Raw genomic sequence first — 13,694 nt, forward strand, 5'->3', positions numbered from 1 at the left:
GCGGGGCGGTGCGGCGGGCCGCCGCGTGGTCAGGATGTGTTCAGGATCCCGCTGGCAGGGTCGGGCCCCATGACTGAGACTTCCGAGACGACCGGGGCGTACGCGCACACCGGTGCCGCCCCCGGCCACCGCCTGCGCTGGAACAAGGTTCCCGAGGTCACCGCGTACTTCTGGATCATCAAGGTGCTCTGCACCACGGTCGGCGAGACCGCGGCGGACCTCCTGAACGAGAAACTGGGCATGGGCCTGACCGGCGTGTCGCTGCTGATGAGCGCGCTGCTGGCGGCGGTGCTCGTCGTCCAGTTCCGGACCAAGGCCTACCACCCCGGCGTCTACTGGCTCGCGGTGGCCCTCATCAGCGTCGTCGGCACCCTGATCAGCGACAACCTGACTGACAACCTGGGCGTACCGCTGACCACCAGCACCGCCGTGTTCTCCGTCGCCCTCGCGATCGTCTTCGCCGTCTGGTACCGCCGCGAGCGCACGCTGTCCATCCACAGCATCGACACCGTGTCCCGCGAGGCCTACTACTGGCTGGCCGTCCTGTTCACCTTCGCGCTGGGCACCGCGGCCGGTGACCTGGTCGCCGAGAGGATGGCCCTCGGATACTGGGTCTCCGCCGTCCTGTTCGGCCTCGCCATCGCCGCCGTGGCCGTCGCCCGCTTCGCGCTCGGTCTGAACGCCGTCCTGGCCTTCTGGATCGCCTACGTCCTGACCCGGCCGCTCGGCGCCTCGATCGGTGACTACCTCTCGCAGCCCACCGGCGACGGCGGCCTGGGCTTCGGCACCGTGATCACGAGCGTGCTGTTCCTGGCCGTCATCCTGGCCCTGGTGGTGTACCTCGCGACGACGCGCAAGGACGTCGTCGCCGAGCCCGAGCGAGCGCTCGGCCCGCGGGAGGGCTGACCCGCTCGGCCCGCGCGAAAGCTGAACCGCGCAGCCCGCGCGAGGGCCGACGCTGCGTGTGGGTGCGGGGAAGGCGGCCGACGGGCTCGCGGGAGAGCCGAGTGCTCGGCCCGTCGTGAGGCGATCGTTCTGCGTCGGGAAGGCCCGGCCCGCGTGCGGGGAAGGCGACCGATCGGCCCGCGGGAGAACCGGGACCGGGTGCTCGGCCCGCGGGAGAACCGGGACCGGGTGCTCGGCCCGCGGGAGAACCGGGACCGGGTGCTCGGCCCGCCGCAAGGCGCCCGCTCAGCCCGCGGGCAGGCTGACCACGAACGCCGCGCCGGGGGTGTGCCGCGGATCGTGGTGCACCTCCCCGCCGGCGGACCGGGCCAGACGTCGCGCGAGCGGCAGTCCCAGGCCCGCTCCGCCGTGTCCGTCCCCCGGATCGCCCCGACGGCCGGGCTGGAACAACTGCGCCTCGAACGACGGCGGTACGCCGGGACCGTCGTCGGTGACCTCGACGCGTACGCCGCCGGGCTCCCCCTGGGCCAGGATCCCGACCCTGGTGCGTGCGTGCCGCAACGCGTTGTCGAGCAGGGGGCTGACGATCCGCTCCAGGAGGGCGTCCGGCGCCCCGGCCGTCAGCCCGGCGTCCGGAACGGTGACGACGACCTCCACCCGCCCGCGCGCACTGCCGAGGCGGTCCACCAGGCGTCCGAGCACGGGCCCCACAGTGGCCGTACCGGGCGCCGTGGACGCGCTGTCGCGGGCCTCGTCGAGCAGGGTGTCGCAGATCGTGCGCATCGACAGGGCCGCGTCGGCGATGGCCGCGTGGACGGCCAGGGTGTCCTCGGCGGCGCGCGGACGGGCCTGCCACCAGTCGAGCTCGGCGACGATACGGGCGAGCGGATTGCGCAGCTCGTGCGACAGCTCCCGGGTGAGCTGACGCTCGTGGCGCAGCAGTGCCCGGATGCGGTCGAGGAGCGCGTCCAGCGAACCGCCCAGCCGGGCCAGTTCGGTGGGGCGGGCCACGCCGCCGAAACGTTCCTCGGAGGTGATGGCGCTCCACTGGGTGGCCTGCTCCGTCATCGTGCGTACGGGACGCAGCGCGCGTCCCACCGCCAGCCGGGTCAGCCCGTAGGTGCAGACGAGCATGGCTGCGTCGAGGACGAGGGAGGCGAGCAGCAGGGTGTCGGCCGAGCCGCGGTAGGGGGACAGGTCCAGCGCGGTGACGACGGCCGTGCCGTCCCTGCCGCCGGGCACCGGCTGTGAGCACAGCCGGACGGCGTGGTGACCGGGGGCGGTCACGCAGTGCCGGCCGCCGCGCCCCGCGAGGCGGCCGGCGGCACGGGTCAGGGGGCCGGTGCCGGTGGCGGACGGAGGCTTTTCGAGCAGCCTGCCGCCCGCGTAGATCCAGACGTTCGTGTCGAGGAGCTCCTCGCCCGGGGTCTCCAGGACCCGCACCCGCGAGGCGCTGGTGTCGACGGTCGCCGCGACGGCGGCGGCGCGGGTGCGCAGTTCGTCGTCCGCCTGGTGCTGGAGGTGATGTCGTACGACCGTGTTGAACGCGACGGTGAGGATCACCATGAGGAGCGTCGCGGTGGTGAGCGCGACCAGCGAGAGCCGGCCGCGCAGGGTGCGCGGCCACCACCGGGCTGCGAAGGCCCTCATGACAGGCGGTGGCCGATGCCGCGCGCGGTGGTGACGGTCAGCGTGCTGCCGCCGTCCCGGAGCTTGCGGCGCAACCGGGTCAGATACTGGTCCAGGGTGTTGTCACTGACCTGGGCGCCCTCGGGCCAGGCCGCCCTGATCAGCTCCCGCCGGCGCACGATGTCCCCGGAGCCCGCCATCAGCGCCGCCAGCAGCCGGAACTCGGTCGGGGTGAGGGCGACCCGGTTGCCCCGCACGGTGAGGCCGTGCCCGACCGGGTCCAGGACGACGTCACCGGTCGTGGCGGACGGGAGCGAACCGCCGCGTCTGAGCGCCGCTCGCAGCCGGGCGGCCAGCTCCGTCGGATGGAACGGCTTGGGCAGATAGTCGTCGCCACCGGCCGCGAAGCCCGCCAGCCGGTCTGTCAGGTGATGGTGGGCCGTCAGGAAGATCACGGGCGAGAGAAAGCCGTTCGCCCGAAGCGCCTGGCACACGTCCCGCCCGTCCGCGTCGGGCAGCCCGACGTCGAGCACGGCCGCGCCGACCCCGGCCCCCGCCAGCCGCAGCGCGGTCGCGCCGTCCGGGGCGGGCAGGGTGTCGAAGCCCTCGTCGTGCAAGCCGCGCAGCAGGACGTCCCGCAGGGCGTGATCGTCCTCGACGACCAGGATCGTGTGGCGCATGGTCCTCCTCCAGCCGTTTCCGTACTGCCGGCCCTGCCGGCCCTGCTGGCCCTGCCGGTTCCGTTCCCGTACGGCGTCACGGTGTCACGGCCTCACGGCGGTGCGGCGATGCACGGGTGTCCGGCGGGGTTACGCCGGTGCCGGTGCCGGTCCCGTCCGTCCGACAGTGCTACGCCGGGGCCAGCAGCGGTCGGAGCCGGGATCGCGTCAGCCGGCTCGCCAGCGGGTCGGAGACCCTGCCGAGGGACGTCGTCAGCGCCCTCGCGATCAGCGTGCCGACCAGGAGGCCGGCCGCCACGTCGTGCGGGTAGTGGGCGCCCACCCAGACCCGGGCTACGGCCATGGCGCACGCTGCCACCAGGGCGACGGTGCCGAGCCGGCGGGAGACGCAGAGCAGGGCGACCGCGGCCGCGGCGGCGATGACGGCGTGATTGCTGGGGAACGACCAGTCGCCCGGCGCCGGACACGCCTCCAGCGTCCTCACCCGCAGGCTCCGACAGGGCCGGTCCTCGCGGACGAGCAGCTTGAACACCGAGTTCACCCCGTACGCCACCACGACGATCGCCGGCACCATGAGCGCGATCACCGCGGCCCCGGCGCTGTGGTGCCGCGCCTGCCACCAGCCCACGAGCATGAGGACGGCGAAGACCGCGAGACCGTACGTCGACCAGGCCCGCACCAGTGTGTCCAGCCACGACGGTGCGTCCTGGGCGAGGCCCACGACGTAGGTGTAGGAGGAGCCGTCGATCGACGACCCGTCGAACGCGAGCGTCATCCCTGTGCGCCCCTCTCCGCGGCGGCGGCCCTGCGCGAGCGGCGGAGCTCGGCGGCCAGCGGGATCAGCGACACGACGACGATCACGGCGATGATCGGCAGGAGGTACCGGTCGACGTTCGGAATGGACGAGCCCAGCGCGTACCCGGCGAGGGTGAGGCCGAGGCTCCAGACCAGGCCGCCGACGATCTGCCACACGGTGAACGTGCGGACGGGCACCTGGAGCGCGCCCGCCATCGGGTTCAGCACGGTACGCACCACCGGCACGAAGCGGGCCAGCACGATCGCCTTCGCGTGCCCGTACCGGTCCAGCAGCTCCTCCGCGCGCTCCGCTCCCGCGTGCAACCGGGGCGAGCCGCTGCGGGCCAGCAGGGCGCCGCCCGCCTTGCGCCCGATGAGATAGCCGCACTGGGCGCCGGCCAGCGCACCGACCGCGGCGGCGACCAGCAGCGCGGGCAGCGACAGCTTCAGACCGGCCTGGCCCGACCCCGTGCAGAGCAGGCCCGCCGTGAACAGCAGCGAGTCACCGGGCAGGAAGAAGCCGATCAGCAGGCCCGTCTCCGCGAACATCACCACGCCCACCCCCAGGACGCCGAAGGCGGCGAGCAGGGACTGGGCGCTGAGCACATTCACCGCGAGCTCGGACCCGAACCGGGATCCGAGGTCCGCCCCGACCTGTGATCCGGCCTGTGATCCGAGATGTGTCGCGAGCTGTGATGCTGCGAACAAAGGTGCGGCCATCGTCGCGAGCCCTCTCATACTGGACAGGGACGGGTGTGGTCGTGACGACACCCGACTGACTACAATGTTGTAGACGGTCTACTGAACTGTAGACGATATCGGGGTGAGGATCGTTCCCATGACCAGCGCGAAGGACGAACGCCGGCCGGCGGGTGAGCTCGAGGCCTCCGTCATGGCCGCCCTCTGGGCCGCCGACGCACCCCTCACGCCGGGCGGGGTGCAGACGCGGCTGGGGACGGGTCTGGCCCGCACGACGGTGACGACGATCCTGTCCAGGCTGCACGAGAAGGGGATCGTCGGCCGGGAACGACAGGGCCGCGGCTTCGCCTACTACCCCGTGCAGGACCCGCACGGGCTCACCGCTCGCCGTATGCACACCGAGCTCGACCGGGACGAGGACCGCGAGACGGCGCTGGCCCGGTTCGTCGCCCAGCTCAGCCCCGACGACGAGCGTCTCCTGCGCGGCCTGCTGGAACCGGACGGGCATCCGGCATCGGACGGGCAGCCGACACCGGACGGACGGCCGGCATCGGACGGGCATCCGGTATCGGACGGGCATCCGGTATCGGACGGGCATCCGGCACCGGACGGGCAGCCGACACCGGACGGACGGCCGGCGTCAGATGGACGACCGGAACGCGGACGCGGCGAGCAGGACCAGTAACCGGAACCTGGCACGCAACTACGATCGGTGGGTCATGACCGCTCTGCTGCTCATCCCGCTCCTGGTGCCCTTCGCGGTACCGGTGGCGGCCCGGCGCTGCCTCGACCGGATCACGCCGGTCGCGGCGCTGTGGACGCTGACCCTCACGGTCCTCGTGCTGGCCGGCTCCTCCGTGGCCGCCCTCGGCGCACTGGTCCTCACCGGCCTGCTCAAACTGCCGTTCCTCGCGGGCCTCGGCGACCTCGTCCGGCCGCTGCGCACCCCGTCCGACCTCGTCGTCCTCCCCCTGGCGACGGCCGCCACCGGCCTGCTGACCCTCGGCGCCGGCACACTCGTCCGCTCCGCCCTGCGGCAGCTGCGCGCCTTCCGCGCGGCCCGCACCGAGGCCGACGGCCGCCCCGCCGCGGGCGACCTGTGCGTGATCGAGTCGCCCCACCCGGACGCGTACGCGCTGCCCGGCCGCCCCCACCGCATCGTCGTCACGACGGGAATGCTCCGCAGCCTCGGAGCCGACGAACGCGAGGTGCTCTTCGCCCACGAGCGGGCCCACAACGCCGGCGGCCACCACCGGTTCCTCGTCCTCGCCGAGCTTGCGGCGCACTGCCATCCCGGGCTGCGCCCGGTCCGCGCGGTCATCGCGCTCGCCGCCGAACGCGCCGCCGACGAGGCCGCCGCCGCCGTGGTGGGGGACCGGCGGCTGACCGCGCGCGCCATCGCGCGTGCCGCCCTCGCCGCCTCCTCCGCCCGCTCCGGGCGCCCCGACTTCGCCCCCGCGGCCACCACCGGGCCCGTGCCCCAGCGGGTCGCGGCCCTCCTCGCGGCTCCCCGGCAGCGCCGCCGTGCCGCCCCATGGATCGCCCTTCTGCTGGCCGCCTGCGCGACCGCCTCGGCCGGCACGGCGGCCACCGGCGTCCTCGCCTTCCACCACGAGGTGGAGGTCGCCCAGGGCGAGGAGCCCCGCTGACGGTCCCGGCCACGGACGCCGGTGCAGCGTGTCGAGCCGCGGACGCCGGTGCAGCGTCGGGGCCCGGGGCGGGGGTGCGTCGCGCAGAGCGGGAGCGCGTACGGTGGCCGGTGGACGGGGCGGCCGGGGGGGGAAGGTCCGTCCGAGGCCCCGCGAGGCTGATGTCGGATTCTCGCCAGCCCCACCCTCGCCCGTGCCCGATCCTGGAGACATGCGGAACGGGATGCACACCGACATCGAGCGCTGCGTACGCGCCGTCCAGTCGAAGGACGCGCGTTTCGACGGCTGGTTCTTCACAGCGGTCCTGACCACCCGGATCTACTGCCGGCCCAGCTGCCCGGTCGTGCCGCCGAAGCCGGAGAACATGACGTTCCACCCGAGCGCGGCGGCCTGCCAGCAGGCCGGTTTCCGGGCCTGCAAGCGCTGCCGCCCGGACACCAGCCCCGGCTCGCCCGAGTGGAACCAGCGCGCCGACCTGGTGGCCCGCGCGATGCGGCTGATCGGCGACGGCGTCGTGGACCGCGAGGGCGTCCCCGGCCTGGCCGGCCGGCTCGGCTACAGCACCCGCCAAGTAGAGCGGCAACTGCTGGCCGAGCTGGGCGCCGGGCCGCTCGCGCTCGCCAGGGCGCAGCGCGCCCAGACCGCGCGGCTGCTCATCGAGACCACCCCGCTCCCGATGGCGGAGATCGCCTTCGCGGCCGGGTTCTCCTCGATCCGTACCTTCAACGACACCGTGCGCGAGGTCTTCGCCCTCTCACCGAGCGAACTGCGCGAACGTCTCCCGAGGAAACGGGCGGCTGCCGTCACGAGGGCGAGCCGGGGAGCGACGACGGTCGGGGAGGCCGGAGCGAAGACGGGCGCCGGAGCGACGACGGGCGGGGGGACCGGGGCGGGCGCGACCGCACCGGCCGTACTGTGCCTGCGCCTGCCTTTCCGCGCCCCCCTCAACCCCGACAACCTGTTCGGCCACCTCGCGGCGACGGCCGTGCCCGGTGTCGAGGAGTGGCGTGACGGCGCCTACCGGCGCACTCTGCGACTGCCCTACGGCCACGGCATCGTCGCGCTCACCCCGCACGCCGACCACATCGGCTGCCGCCTCACCCTCAGCGACCTGCGCGACCTGACCGTCGCCATCAGCCGGTGCCGCCGCATGCTCGACCTGGACGCCGACCCGGTCGCCGTCGACGACCAGTTGCGCACCGACCCGCTGCTCGCCCCGCTCGTCGACAAGGCGCCGGGGCGCCGGGTGCCGCGCACGGTGGACGAGGCGGAGTTCGCGGTGCGGGCCGTGCTCGGCCAGCAGGTCTCCACGGCCGCCGCCCGTACCCACGCCGCCCGTCTGGTCACCGCGCACGGTGAGCCGGTCGAGGACTCCGAGGGCGGCCTCACCCATCTCTTCCCTTCCCCCGACGCATTGGCCGCGCTCGACCCCGAGTCCCTCGCCATGCCGCGCACCCGCCGCACCACGTTCACCACACTCGTGGGCCAACTGGCCGACGGAACAATCCACTTGGGGGTGGAGAGCGACTGGGTGGAGGCACGGGCCCGGCTCCTCGCCCTCCCCGGCTTCGGTCCCTGGACGGTCGACGTCATCGCGATGCGCGCCCTCGGCGACCCCGACGCGTTCCTCCCCACCGATCTCGGAGTCCGGCGAGCCGCCCAGGAGTTGGGCCTGCCCTCCACACCCGCCGCCCTCACCGCCCGCGCGGCAGCATGGCGCCCGTGGCGGGCGTACGCGGTCCAGTACCTGTGGGCGACGGACAGCCACCCGATCAACTTCCTTCCCGTATGAGCCCGTCACGGGCCCGCACCAAGGACACGCAGTGAAACGACACACGGTCACCGACAGCCCCTACGGCCCCCTCACCCTCGTCGCCGACGACGGCCTCCTGTGCGGCCTCTACATGGTCGGCCAGCGCCACCGCCCGCCCCAGGAGGACTTCGGCGAGCGCGACGACACCCTCCTGGCCGAGCCGAAGCACCAGCTCGCCGCCTATTTCGCGGGCGACCTGAAGGAGTTCGACCTGCCGATGCGCCTCGCCGGCACGCCCTTCCAGCGCAGTGTGTGGGACCAACTGGCCCGGATCCCCTACGGCGAGATCCGCTCGTACGGGGAACTCGCCGACGCCCTCGGCAACCCCAAGGCCTCCCGCGCGGTGGGCCTCGCCAACGGCAGGAACCCGGTCGGCATCATCGTGCCCTGCCACCGAGTGGTCGGCGCCGACGGAAGCCTCACGGGCTACGGCGGCGGCCTGGACCGCAAGCGGCGCCTGCTGGACTTCGAGCGGGGCTCCGCCCTGTTCTAACCCGGCCGCTCCCCGGCGAGCGCGCCCAGCAGCGCCGGCAGCGCGGTGCCGATCGGCTCCCGTACGACCTGATCGGCGCGGTCGTCGTACGGGGTCGGTTCGGCGTTGACGATGATCAGCCGGGCGCCGTGGTCGGCGGCGACCCCGGCGAGTCCGGCGGCGGGCTGCACCTGGAGGCTGCTGCCGACGGCGATGAACACCTGGCTGGCCTTGGTGATCGCGACGGCCTCGCCCAGCACCACGGGGTCGAGCCGCTCGCCGAACATGACGGTCGCCGGCTTGAGGATCCCACCGCACTCCAGGCACGCCGGGTCGTCCTCGCCGGCATCGACCCGTGCGAGAGCGTCCTCCATGGACCCGCGGGCATGGCACCCGGTGCACACGACACCGCGTGCGGTCCCGTGCAGCTCCAGCACCTTGCGTGCGGGCATCCCGGCGAGCTGGTGCAGCCCGTCCACGTTCTGTGTGATCACCCGCACGGGCACCCCGGACCGCTCCAGCTCGGCCACGGCCAAGTGCGCGGCGTTCGGCTCGGCTTGGAGTGCCTGGTTCCTCCGCCGCAGCTGCCATGCCCCGCGCCTGATCTCGGGATCACCCATGTAGTACTCGTACGTCACGAGCTTCTCGGCCTCGGGGTCCTTCCGCCAAAGTCCGTGGGGTCCGCGGTAGTCGGGGATGCCGGAGTCGGTGGAGATACCCGCACCGCTGAGGAGGGCGACGAGAGGCTTGGTCATGATGCCGAGAGTAGGTCGGCCGCCCGTCCGCTGCGAGTGCATATAGGGTGCGCCGGAGCGAGGGGTCGCGGGGCCGCGAGGCCGTGATCCATCGGCCGACGCGTATGAGGCCGCTGTGAATTCCCGAGGCACTTGAACGCACCCGGGCCCCTCTACGTATGGCAGGGGGGATTTCCATGCCGGGCCTGTTACGAGGCGTAGGAGTACACACGTGAGACGGAACACGCGCAGACGCCCCACAGGGGCACGGCGTGCGACATTTGCCGCAGCCGCGCTGATATTGGGCGGAGGTGGGCTGGTAGCGGTGAACGTCTACGCGTCAGCCACCGAGAGCTGGGGCGGTGGATCCGGGCAGCCGAACGAGACCAAGGCGGCGGGAGCCGCCACGATCGACTGCCCGGACGTGGGCAGCAAGCTCACGGAGGTGCCGGAGGCTGCGAAGGCGGAGGTCGACAAGCAACTCGCCCTCCTCGACCAGCAGATCTCCGAGGCGTACGCACGCCTCGCCTCGGCGGAGCAGGCCCAGAAGCAGGACCCGAGCTTCGTGCAGAACGCGGTCCTCGGCCCGCTGAAGGAGAAGCGGGGCGCGGTCATCGACCGCATCAAGATCGGTTTCAAGAACGCGGGCGCCGAGGCCCCGAACATGCTCGACGGTGCCGCCACCTGCACCGCGGTTCCCGCCACCCCGGTCCAGAACAACACCGGTGACCAGAACGGCGACGGACAGCAGCAGGGCGACAACGGCGGCGGCCAGCAGCAGAACAACAACGGCCAGCAGGGCAACGGCCAGCAGGGCGGCGGCGCTTCGCCCGTCAGCGGGCCCGTCGCCGCGGACTTCGTGGACATCACGACGGTCCAGCCGAACGTGCAGCAGAAGCCGGGCAACGGCGGCGGCGCCTCGACGGGTACGTTCACGAGCACGTGCGGGGTGAACGAAAACAAGAAGTTCAACACCGACAACGTGATCGTCGCCCCCGGTGTCGCCAATGGCGCCCACCACCTGCACGACTACGTCGGCAACCAGTCGAACGACGCGTTCGCCAGCAACGACGACCTCGCGGCCGGCGACACCACCTGCAAGAACCAGGGTGACAAGTCCACGTACTACTGGCCGGTGCTCCGTGTGCAGGACGGCACGCAGGAGTTCGACGCCGACCGCAACGGCGGTGGTCTGGAAGGCAACATCGGCAAGGTCCTGCAGGCCAAGCAGGCGCAGATCGAGTTCGTGGGCTCTCCGCAGAGCAAGGTCGTCGAGATGCCGACCTTCCTGCGCATCATCACCGGTGACGCGAAGGCCTTCGTCAACGGCCCCGCGAACGCCAACGCGCACTGGAGCTGCACCGGGTTCGAGGACAAGGTGCAGTTGACGGACAAGTACCCGATCTGCCCCCAGGGCAGCAGCGTGATTCGGAAGTTCGCCTTCCAGAGCTGCTGGGACGGGCAGAACATCGACAGCGCCAACCACCGCACGCACGTGGCCTTCGCCGACGCGAACGGCAACTGCGCGGGCGGTTTCAAGGCGATCCCGCAGCTGACGATGCGGCTGGTCTACGACGTTCCGCAGCCGACCATCGAGAACGGCCAGGTGAAGAACCCGTACGCCGTGGACGGGTTCCCCGAGCAGCTGCACAAGCCCATCACCGACCACGACGACTTCATCAACGTCTTCGACGCGAACCTGATGCGGGAGATGGTGGACTGCATCAACACCGGCAAGCAGTGCGTCGACGGTGCCGGTGACGGTGGCGGCGACAACGGCAACGGTGGTGCGGGCGGTGCCGGCGGCGACAACGGCAACGGTGGCAATGCCGGCGGCAACGGTGGTGCCGGTGGCGACAACGGCGACGCCAACGGTGGTGCCGGCGGCAACGGTGGCAATGGCGGCAACGCCGGCGGCGGCTCCGGTGAGCCGACGAAGGACGCCCCGACCCCGAGCGCCGATCCCACCTCCGGTGGAGACGCCGGGTCCGACCCCGGTACCCCCGCGGCGACGCAGCGGCCCAAGCCCCCGGCCACCACGCGCGGTGCCGAACCGCAGGACGGCGGCTCGGGCGGCGACCAGGGCGGCGTCGTACCCAAGGCGGACACGACGACTCCGGCCGCGGGGAACGACGCGCCCGGCGCGGGCAAGGACGACGACCAGGGCGGCGCGGTCGACGCCGGGCAGACGCCGGCCACGATTGGGGACGCCCCGTCCGCGCAGGTGTCGTCGCAGGCCCAGGCGCAGACCGAACCGCAGACGGTCGCGAGCGGCGACCTGGCCGAGACCGGCACGACCCTGTGGCCGGCCGCGGGCGGCGGGGTGCTCGTGATCGCGGGCCTGGTGCTCCTGCGCCGGATCAGGCGCAGCACTGTGTGACATCGCACCCCGCGTGACGCACGGGACGACGCCCGTACCCGCAACCCCGCGGGTACGGGCGTCGTCGCCGTCCTGGGCGTGCGCCCAGCCATCCGGCCCTCGGCGGACCCCGGCCGCAACGCCTGGCACCAGGGCCGGCGCCACCCGGCCGCCAAGGCGCCGCGCCCCGGCGTCACCTGCTCCCGACGGTGATCCCGACGGCAGGCCCTAGCCCACCCGGTGCCCGTTCTCGAGTTCCGCCGTCCCCGAGCCCTCGGCCAGGACGTCGAGCGCGACCAGTACCCGGCGGCCGAACGCGCCCGACAGGTGGTCGGCCAGCTCCTCGCGCGACACCAGGCGCCACGACAGCAACTCCTCCTCCTGCAGCCGGATCGCCTTGAGCTGCCCCTCGTCGAGGACCCCGCCGTCGTACAGATAGGCGACCAGCGGGGGCCGCCCGGTCCCGTTCACCCAGTCGACCGTGAGCAGCCGGCCCGGTTCGATGTCGAGTCCGATCTCCTCCGCGGTCTCGCGGCGGGCACCCTGGCGCGGGGTCTCCCCGTCGTCCGACTCGACGGTGCCGCCCGGAAGGGCCCAGCCCTCACGGTAGTTGGGCTCGACGAGCAGGATCCGTCCGTCGGCGTCGCGGAAGAGCACGGCGGCACCGGCGAGGACGCGGGGCAGACCCGCGATGTACGTGGCGAAGTCCGGAGTGGTCATCCACGAAGCGTAACGAGCGCACGCGTTCGCCCGTCGGACGCCCCGGCCGCTTCGGACCCCCGACAGCCTCCCTCGGCTCAGGACCCGGCTCAGGACCCGGCTAAGGACCCGGCTCAGGACCCGGTTCCGGCCTCCGCGAGCGTGACCGTGCGCGCGGCCAGTTCACTGATCCGTACACCGTCGAAGCCGAAGACCGCGCTGCGCACCGTGTCCTCCAAGGGGTCCTTCCACTGCGCGGGAACGGCCTCGGCCCCGCACAGGACCCCGGCGACCGAACCCGCCGTCGCCCCGTTCGAGTCGGTGTCCAGGCCGCCGCGGACGGTCAGCGTGATGGTGCGGGTGAAGTCGCCGTCGCCGTACAGGAGTCCGGCCGTGAGGACGGCGGCGTTCGGGATCGTATGGATCCAGCCGAGCCCGGCGGTCTCCTCCGACACCGTGCTCAGCGTGTCCTCCCAGGTCATCCGGGTCTCGTGGAGGGTGAGCACCCGGCGCACGGTGCGGGCGAGGCGGCTGCTCGCGGGGATCACGGTCAGCGCCGTGTCCAGCGCCTGCCGCACGGTGGGCGCGGTGAAGGCGGCGGAGACCAGCGCCGCCGCCCACATGGCGCCGTACACGCCGTTGCCGGTGTGGGACAGCACGGCGTCCCTGCGGGCCAGGGAGGCCGCCCGGCGCGGCACCCCGGGACAGGTCCAGCCGTAGATGTCGGCGCGGATCAGGGCGCCGATCCACTCCTGGTACGGGTTGTCGTAGGTGGCGGTGAGGGGCGGCTTGATGCCGGCCGCGAGGTTGCGGTACGCCGCTCGTTCCGCGGTGAAGGTCTGCAGGTAGGGCAGCCGCAGCAGCCACAGGTCGCCGACCTGCTCGGTGCTGAAGCCGAAGCCGTGTGTCTCCAGCAGGTCGAGACCGAGGATCGCGTAGTCGACGTCGTCGTCCCGGCAACTGCCGTGGATACGGCCGCGCACGCACTGCCGCCACTCGGGCCGCAGCGCGAACTCGTCGCCCCCGCCGTCGTCGCTGTCGGCGGGACCGGGAAGGTAGTCGGTGAGCGGCAGGGCGGCGGCCCGTCGCAGATAGCGGTCGATGCGGTCCCGCGTCCAGTGGTCGCCCTGCTCGACCGGTTTGCCGAGCATGTTGCCCGCGATCCGGCCCAGCCAGCCCCCGAGGACGCGGTCCGCGAGCTCAGTGCCCACAGGGGTCATGGTTCCGGTCTACCCGATTCCGGCCGACACCGTGCGGTG

The 13,694-nt window shown here is 72.9% G+C and carries 12 protein-coding genes and 1 pseudogene; 6 read left to right on the forward strand and 7 right to left on the reverse strand.

The annotated features are described in order from the left end of the window. Nucleotides 1-69 precede the first annotated feature (69 nt). The gene (locus tag OHB41_RS36500; RefSeq protein ID WP_266703248.1) at nucleotides 70-906 is read left to right on the forward strand and encodes a COG4705 family protein; all 837 of its coding nucleotides are present in this window, start codon (nucleotides 70-72) and stop codon (nucleotides 904-906) included. A 285-nt stretch (nucleotides 907-1,191) separates the two neighbouring features. On the opposite strand, the gene OHB41_RS36505 is transcribed toward OHB41_RS36500, so the two are convergent. The 4 genes from OHB41_RS36505 to OHB41_RS36520 all read right to left on the reverse strand — a co-directional run bounded on the left by OHB41_RS36505 (nucleotide 1,192) and on the right by OHB41_RS36520 (nucleotide 4,748). Continuing rightward, nucleotides 1,192-2,556 carry a sensor histidine kinase gene (locus OHB41_RS36505; protein WP_266703250.1) on the reverse strand — a complete coding sequence of 455 codons (1,365 nt, stop codon included), beginning with the start codon at nucleotides 2,554-2,556 and terminating at the stop codon, nucleotides 1,192-1,194. Continuing rightward, nucleotides 2,553-3,215 (reverse strand): response regulator transcription factor, encoded by a 663-nt coding sequence (locus tag OHB41_RS36510; RefSeq protein WP_266703252.1) that lies wholly within the window; start codon nucleotides 3,213-3,215, stop codon nucleotides 2,553-2,555. The genes OHB41_RS36505 and OHB41_RS36510 overlap by 4 nt, the downstream gene beginning before the upstream one ends. A 169-nt stretch (nucleotides 3,216-3,384) precedes the next feature. After that, complete coding sequence (locus OHB41_RS36515; protein WP_266703254.1) at nucleotides 3,385-3,990, reverse strand: phosphatase PAP2 family protein; 606 nt, start codon at nucleotides 3,988-3,990, stop codon at nucleotides 3,385-3,387. Then, nucleotides 3,987-4,748 carry a VTT domain-containing protein gene (locus OHB41_RS36520; RefSeq protein WP_526025003.1) on the reverse strand — a complete coding sequence of 254 codons (762 nt, stop codon included), beginning with the start codon at nucleotides 4,746-4,748 and terminating at the stop codon, nucleotides 3,987-3,989. Before OHB41_RS36520 ends, OHB41_RS36515 begins: the two co-directional genes overlap by 4 nt. 100 nt (nucleotides 4,749-4,848) lie before the next feature. Between OHB41_RS36520 and OHB41_RS36525 the strand changes: the two are divergent. The 4 genes and pseudogenes from OHB41_RS36525 to OHB41_RS36540 form a co-directional block, all read left to right on the forward strand. After that, nucleotides 4,849-5,211 (forward strand): annotated as a pseudogene (locus OHB41_RS36525) (BlaI/MecI/CopY family transcriptional regulator); the annotation flags it as partial. Nucleotides 5,212-5,428: 217 nt separating this feature from the next. After that, a complete protein-coding gene (locus OHB41_RS36530; RefSeq protein WP_266703275.1) occupies nucleotides 5,429-6,358 on the forward strand; it encodes a M48 family metalloprotease in 930 nt (309 codons plus the stop codon). Nucleotides 6,359-6,569: 211 nt separating this feature from the next. Then, complete coding sequence (locus OHB41_RS36535; protein ID WP_323138423.1) at nucleotides 6,570-8,150, forward strand: AlkA N-terminal domain-containing protein; 1,581 nt, start codon at nucleotides 6,570-6,572, stop codon at nucleotides 8,148-8,150. Between the two features lie 31 nt (nucleotides 8,151-8,181). After that, on the forward strand, nucleotides 8,182-8,664 hold the full coding sequence (locus OHB41_RS36540) for a methylated-DNA--[protein]-cysteine S-methyltransferase (protein WP_266703277.1): 483 nt from the start codon (nucleotides 8,182-8,184) through the stop codon (nucleotides 8,662-8,664). Here OHB41_RS36540 and OHB41_RS36545 read toward each other — a convergent pair. Beyond that, nucleotides 8,661-9,398, reverse strand: a complete 738-nt coding sequence (locus tag OHB41_RS36545) for an SIR2 family NAD-dependent protein deacylase (protein WP_266703279.1) — start codon at nucleotides 9,396-9,398, stop codon at nucleotides 8,661-8,663. The genes OHB41_RS36540 and OHB41_RS36545 overlap by 4 nt on opposite strands. A 211-nt stretch (nucleotides 9,399-9,609) precedes the next feature. Between OHB41_RS36545 and OHB41_RS36550 the strand changes: the two genes are divergently transcribed. After that, nucleotides 9,610-11,757: a DUF1996 domain-containing protein gene (locus OHB41_RS36550; protein ID WP_323138424.1), complete on the forward strand. Its 2,148-nt coding sequence runs from the start codon at nucleotides 9,610-9,612 to the stop codon at nucleotides 11,755-11,757. A gap of 207 nt (nucleotides 11,758-11,964) precedes the next feature. On the opposite strand, the gene OHB41_RS36555 is transcribed toward OHB41_RS36550, so the two are convergent. Both OHB41_RS36555 and OHB41_RS36560 read right to left on the reverse strand, forming a co-directional pair. Further along, on the reverse strand, nucleotides 11,965-12,456 hold the full coding sequence (locus tag OHB41_RS36555; protein ID WP_266703283.1) for an NUDIX domain-containing protein: 492 nt from the start codon (nucleotides 12,454-12,456) through the stop codon (nucleotides 11,965-11,967). 113 nt (nucleotides 12,457-12,569) lie between these two features. Then, nucleotides 12,570-13,655: an ADP-ribosylglycohydrolase family protein gene (locus tag OHB41_RS36560; RefSeq protein ID WP_266703285.1), complete on the reverse strand. Its 1,086-nt coding sequence runs from the start codon at nucleotides 13,653-13,655 to the stop codon at nucleotides 12,570-12,572. Nucleotides 13,656-13,694 lie beyond the last annotated feature (39 nt).

The sequence above is a fragment of the Streptomyces sp. NBC_01571 genome (assembly GCF_026339875.1).
In the GTDB taxonomy this organism is placed as follows: Bacteria; Actinomycetota; Actinomycetes; order Streptomycetales; family Streptomycetaceae; genus Streptomyces.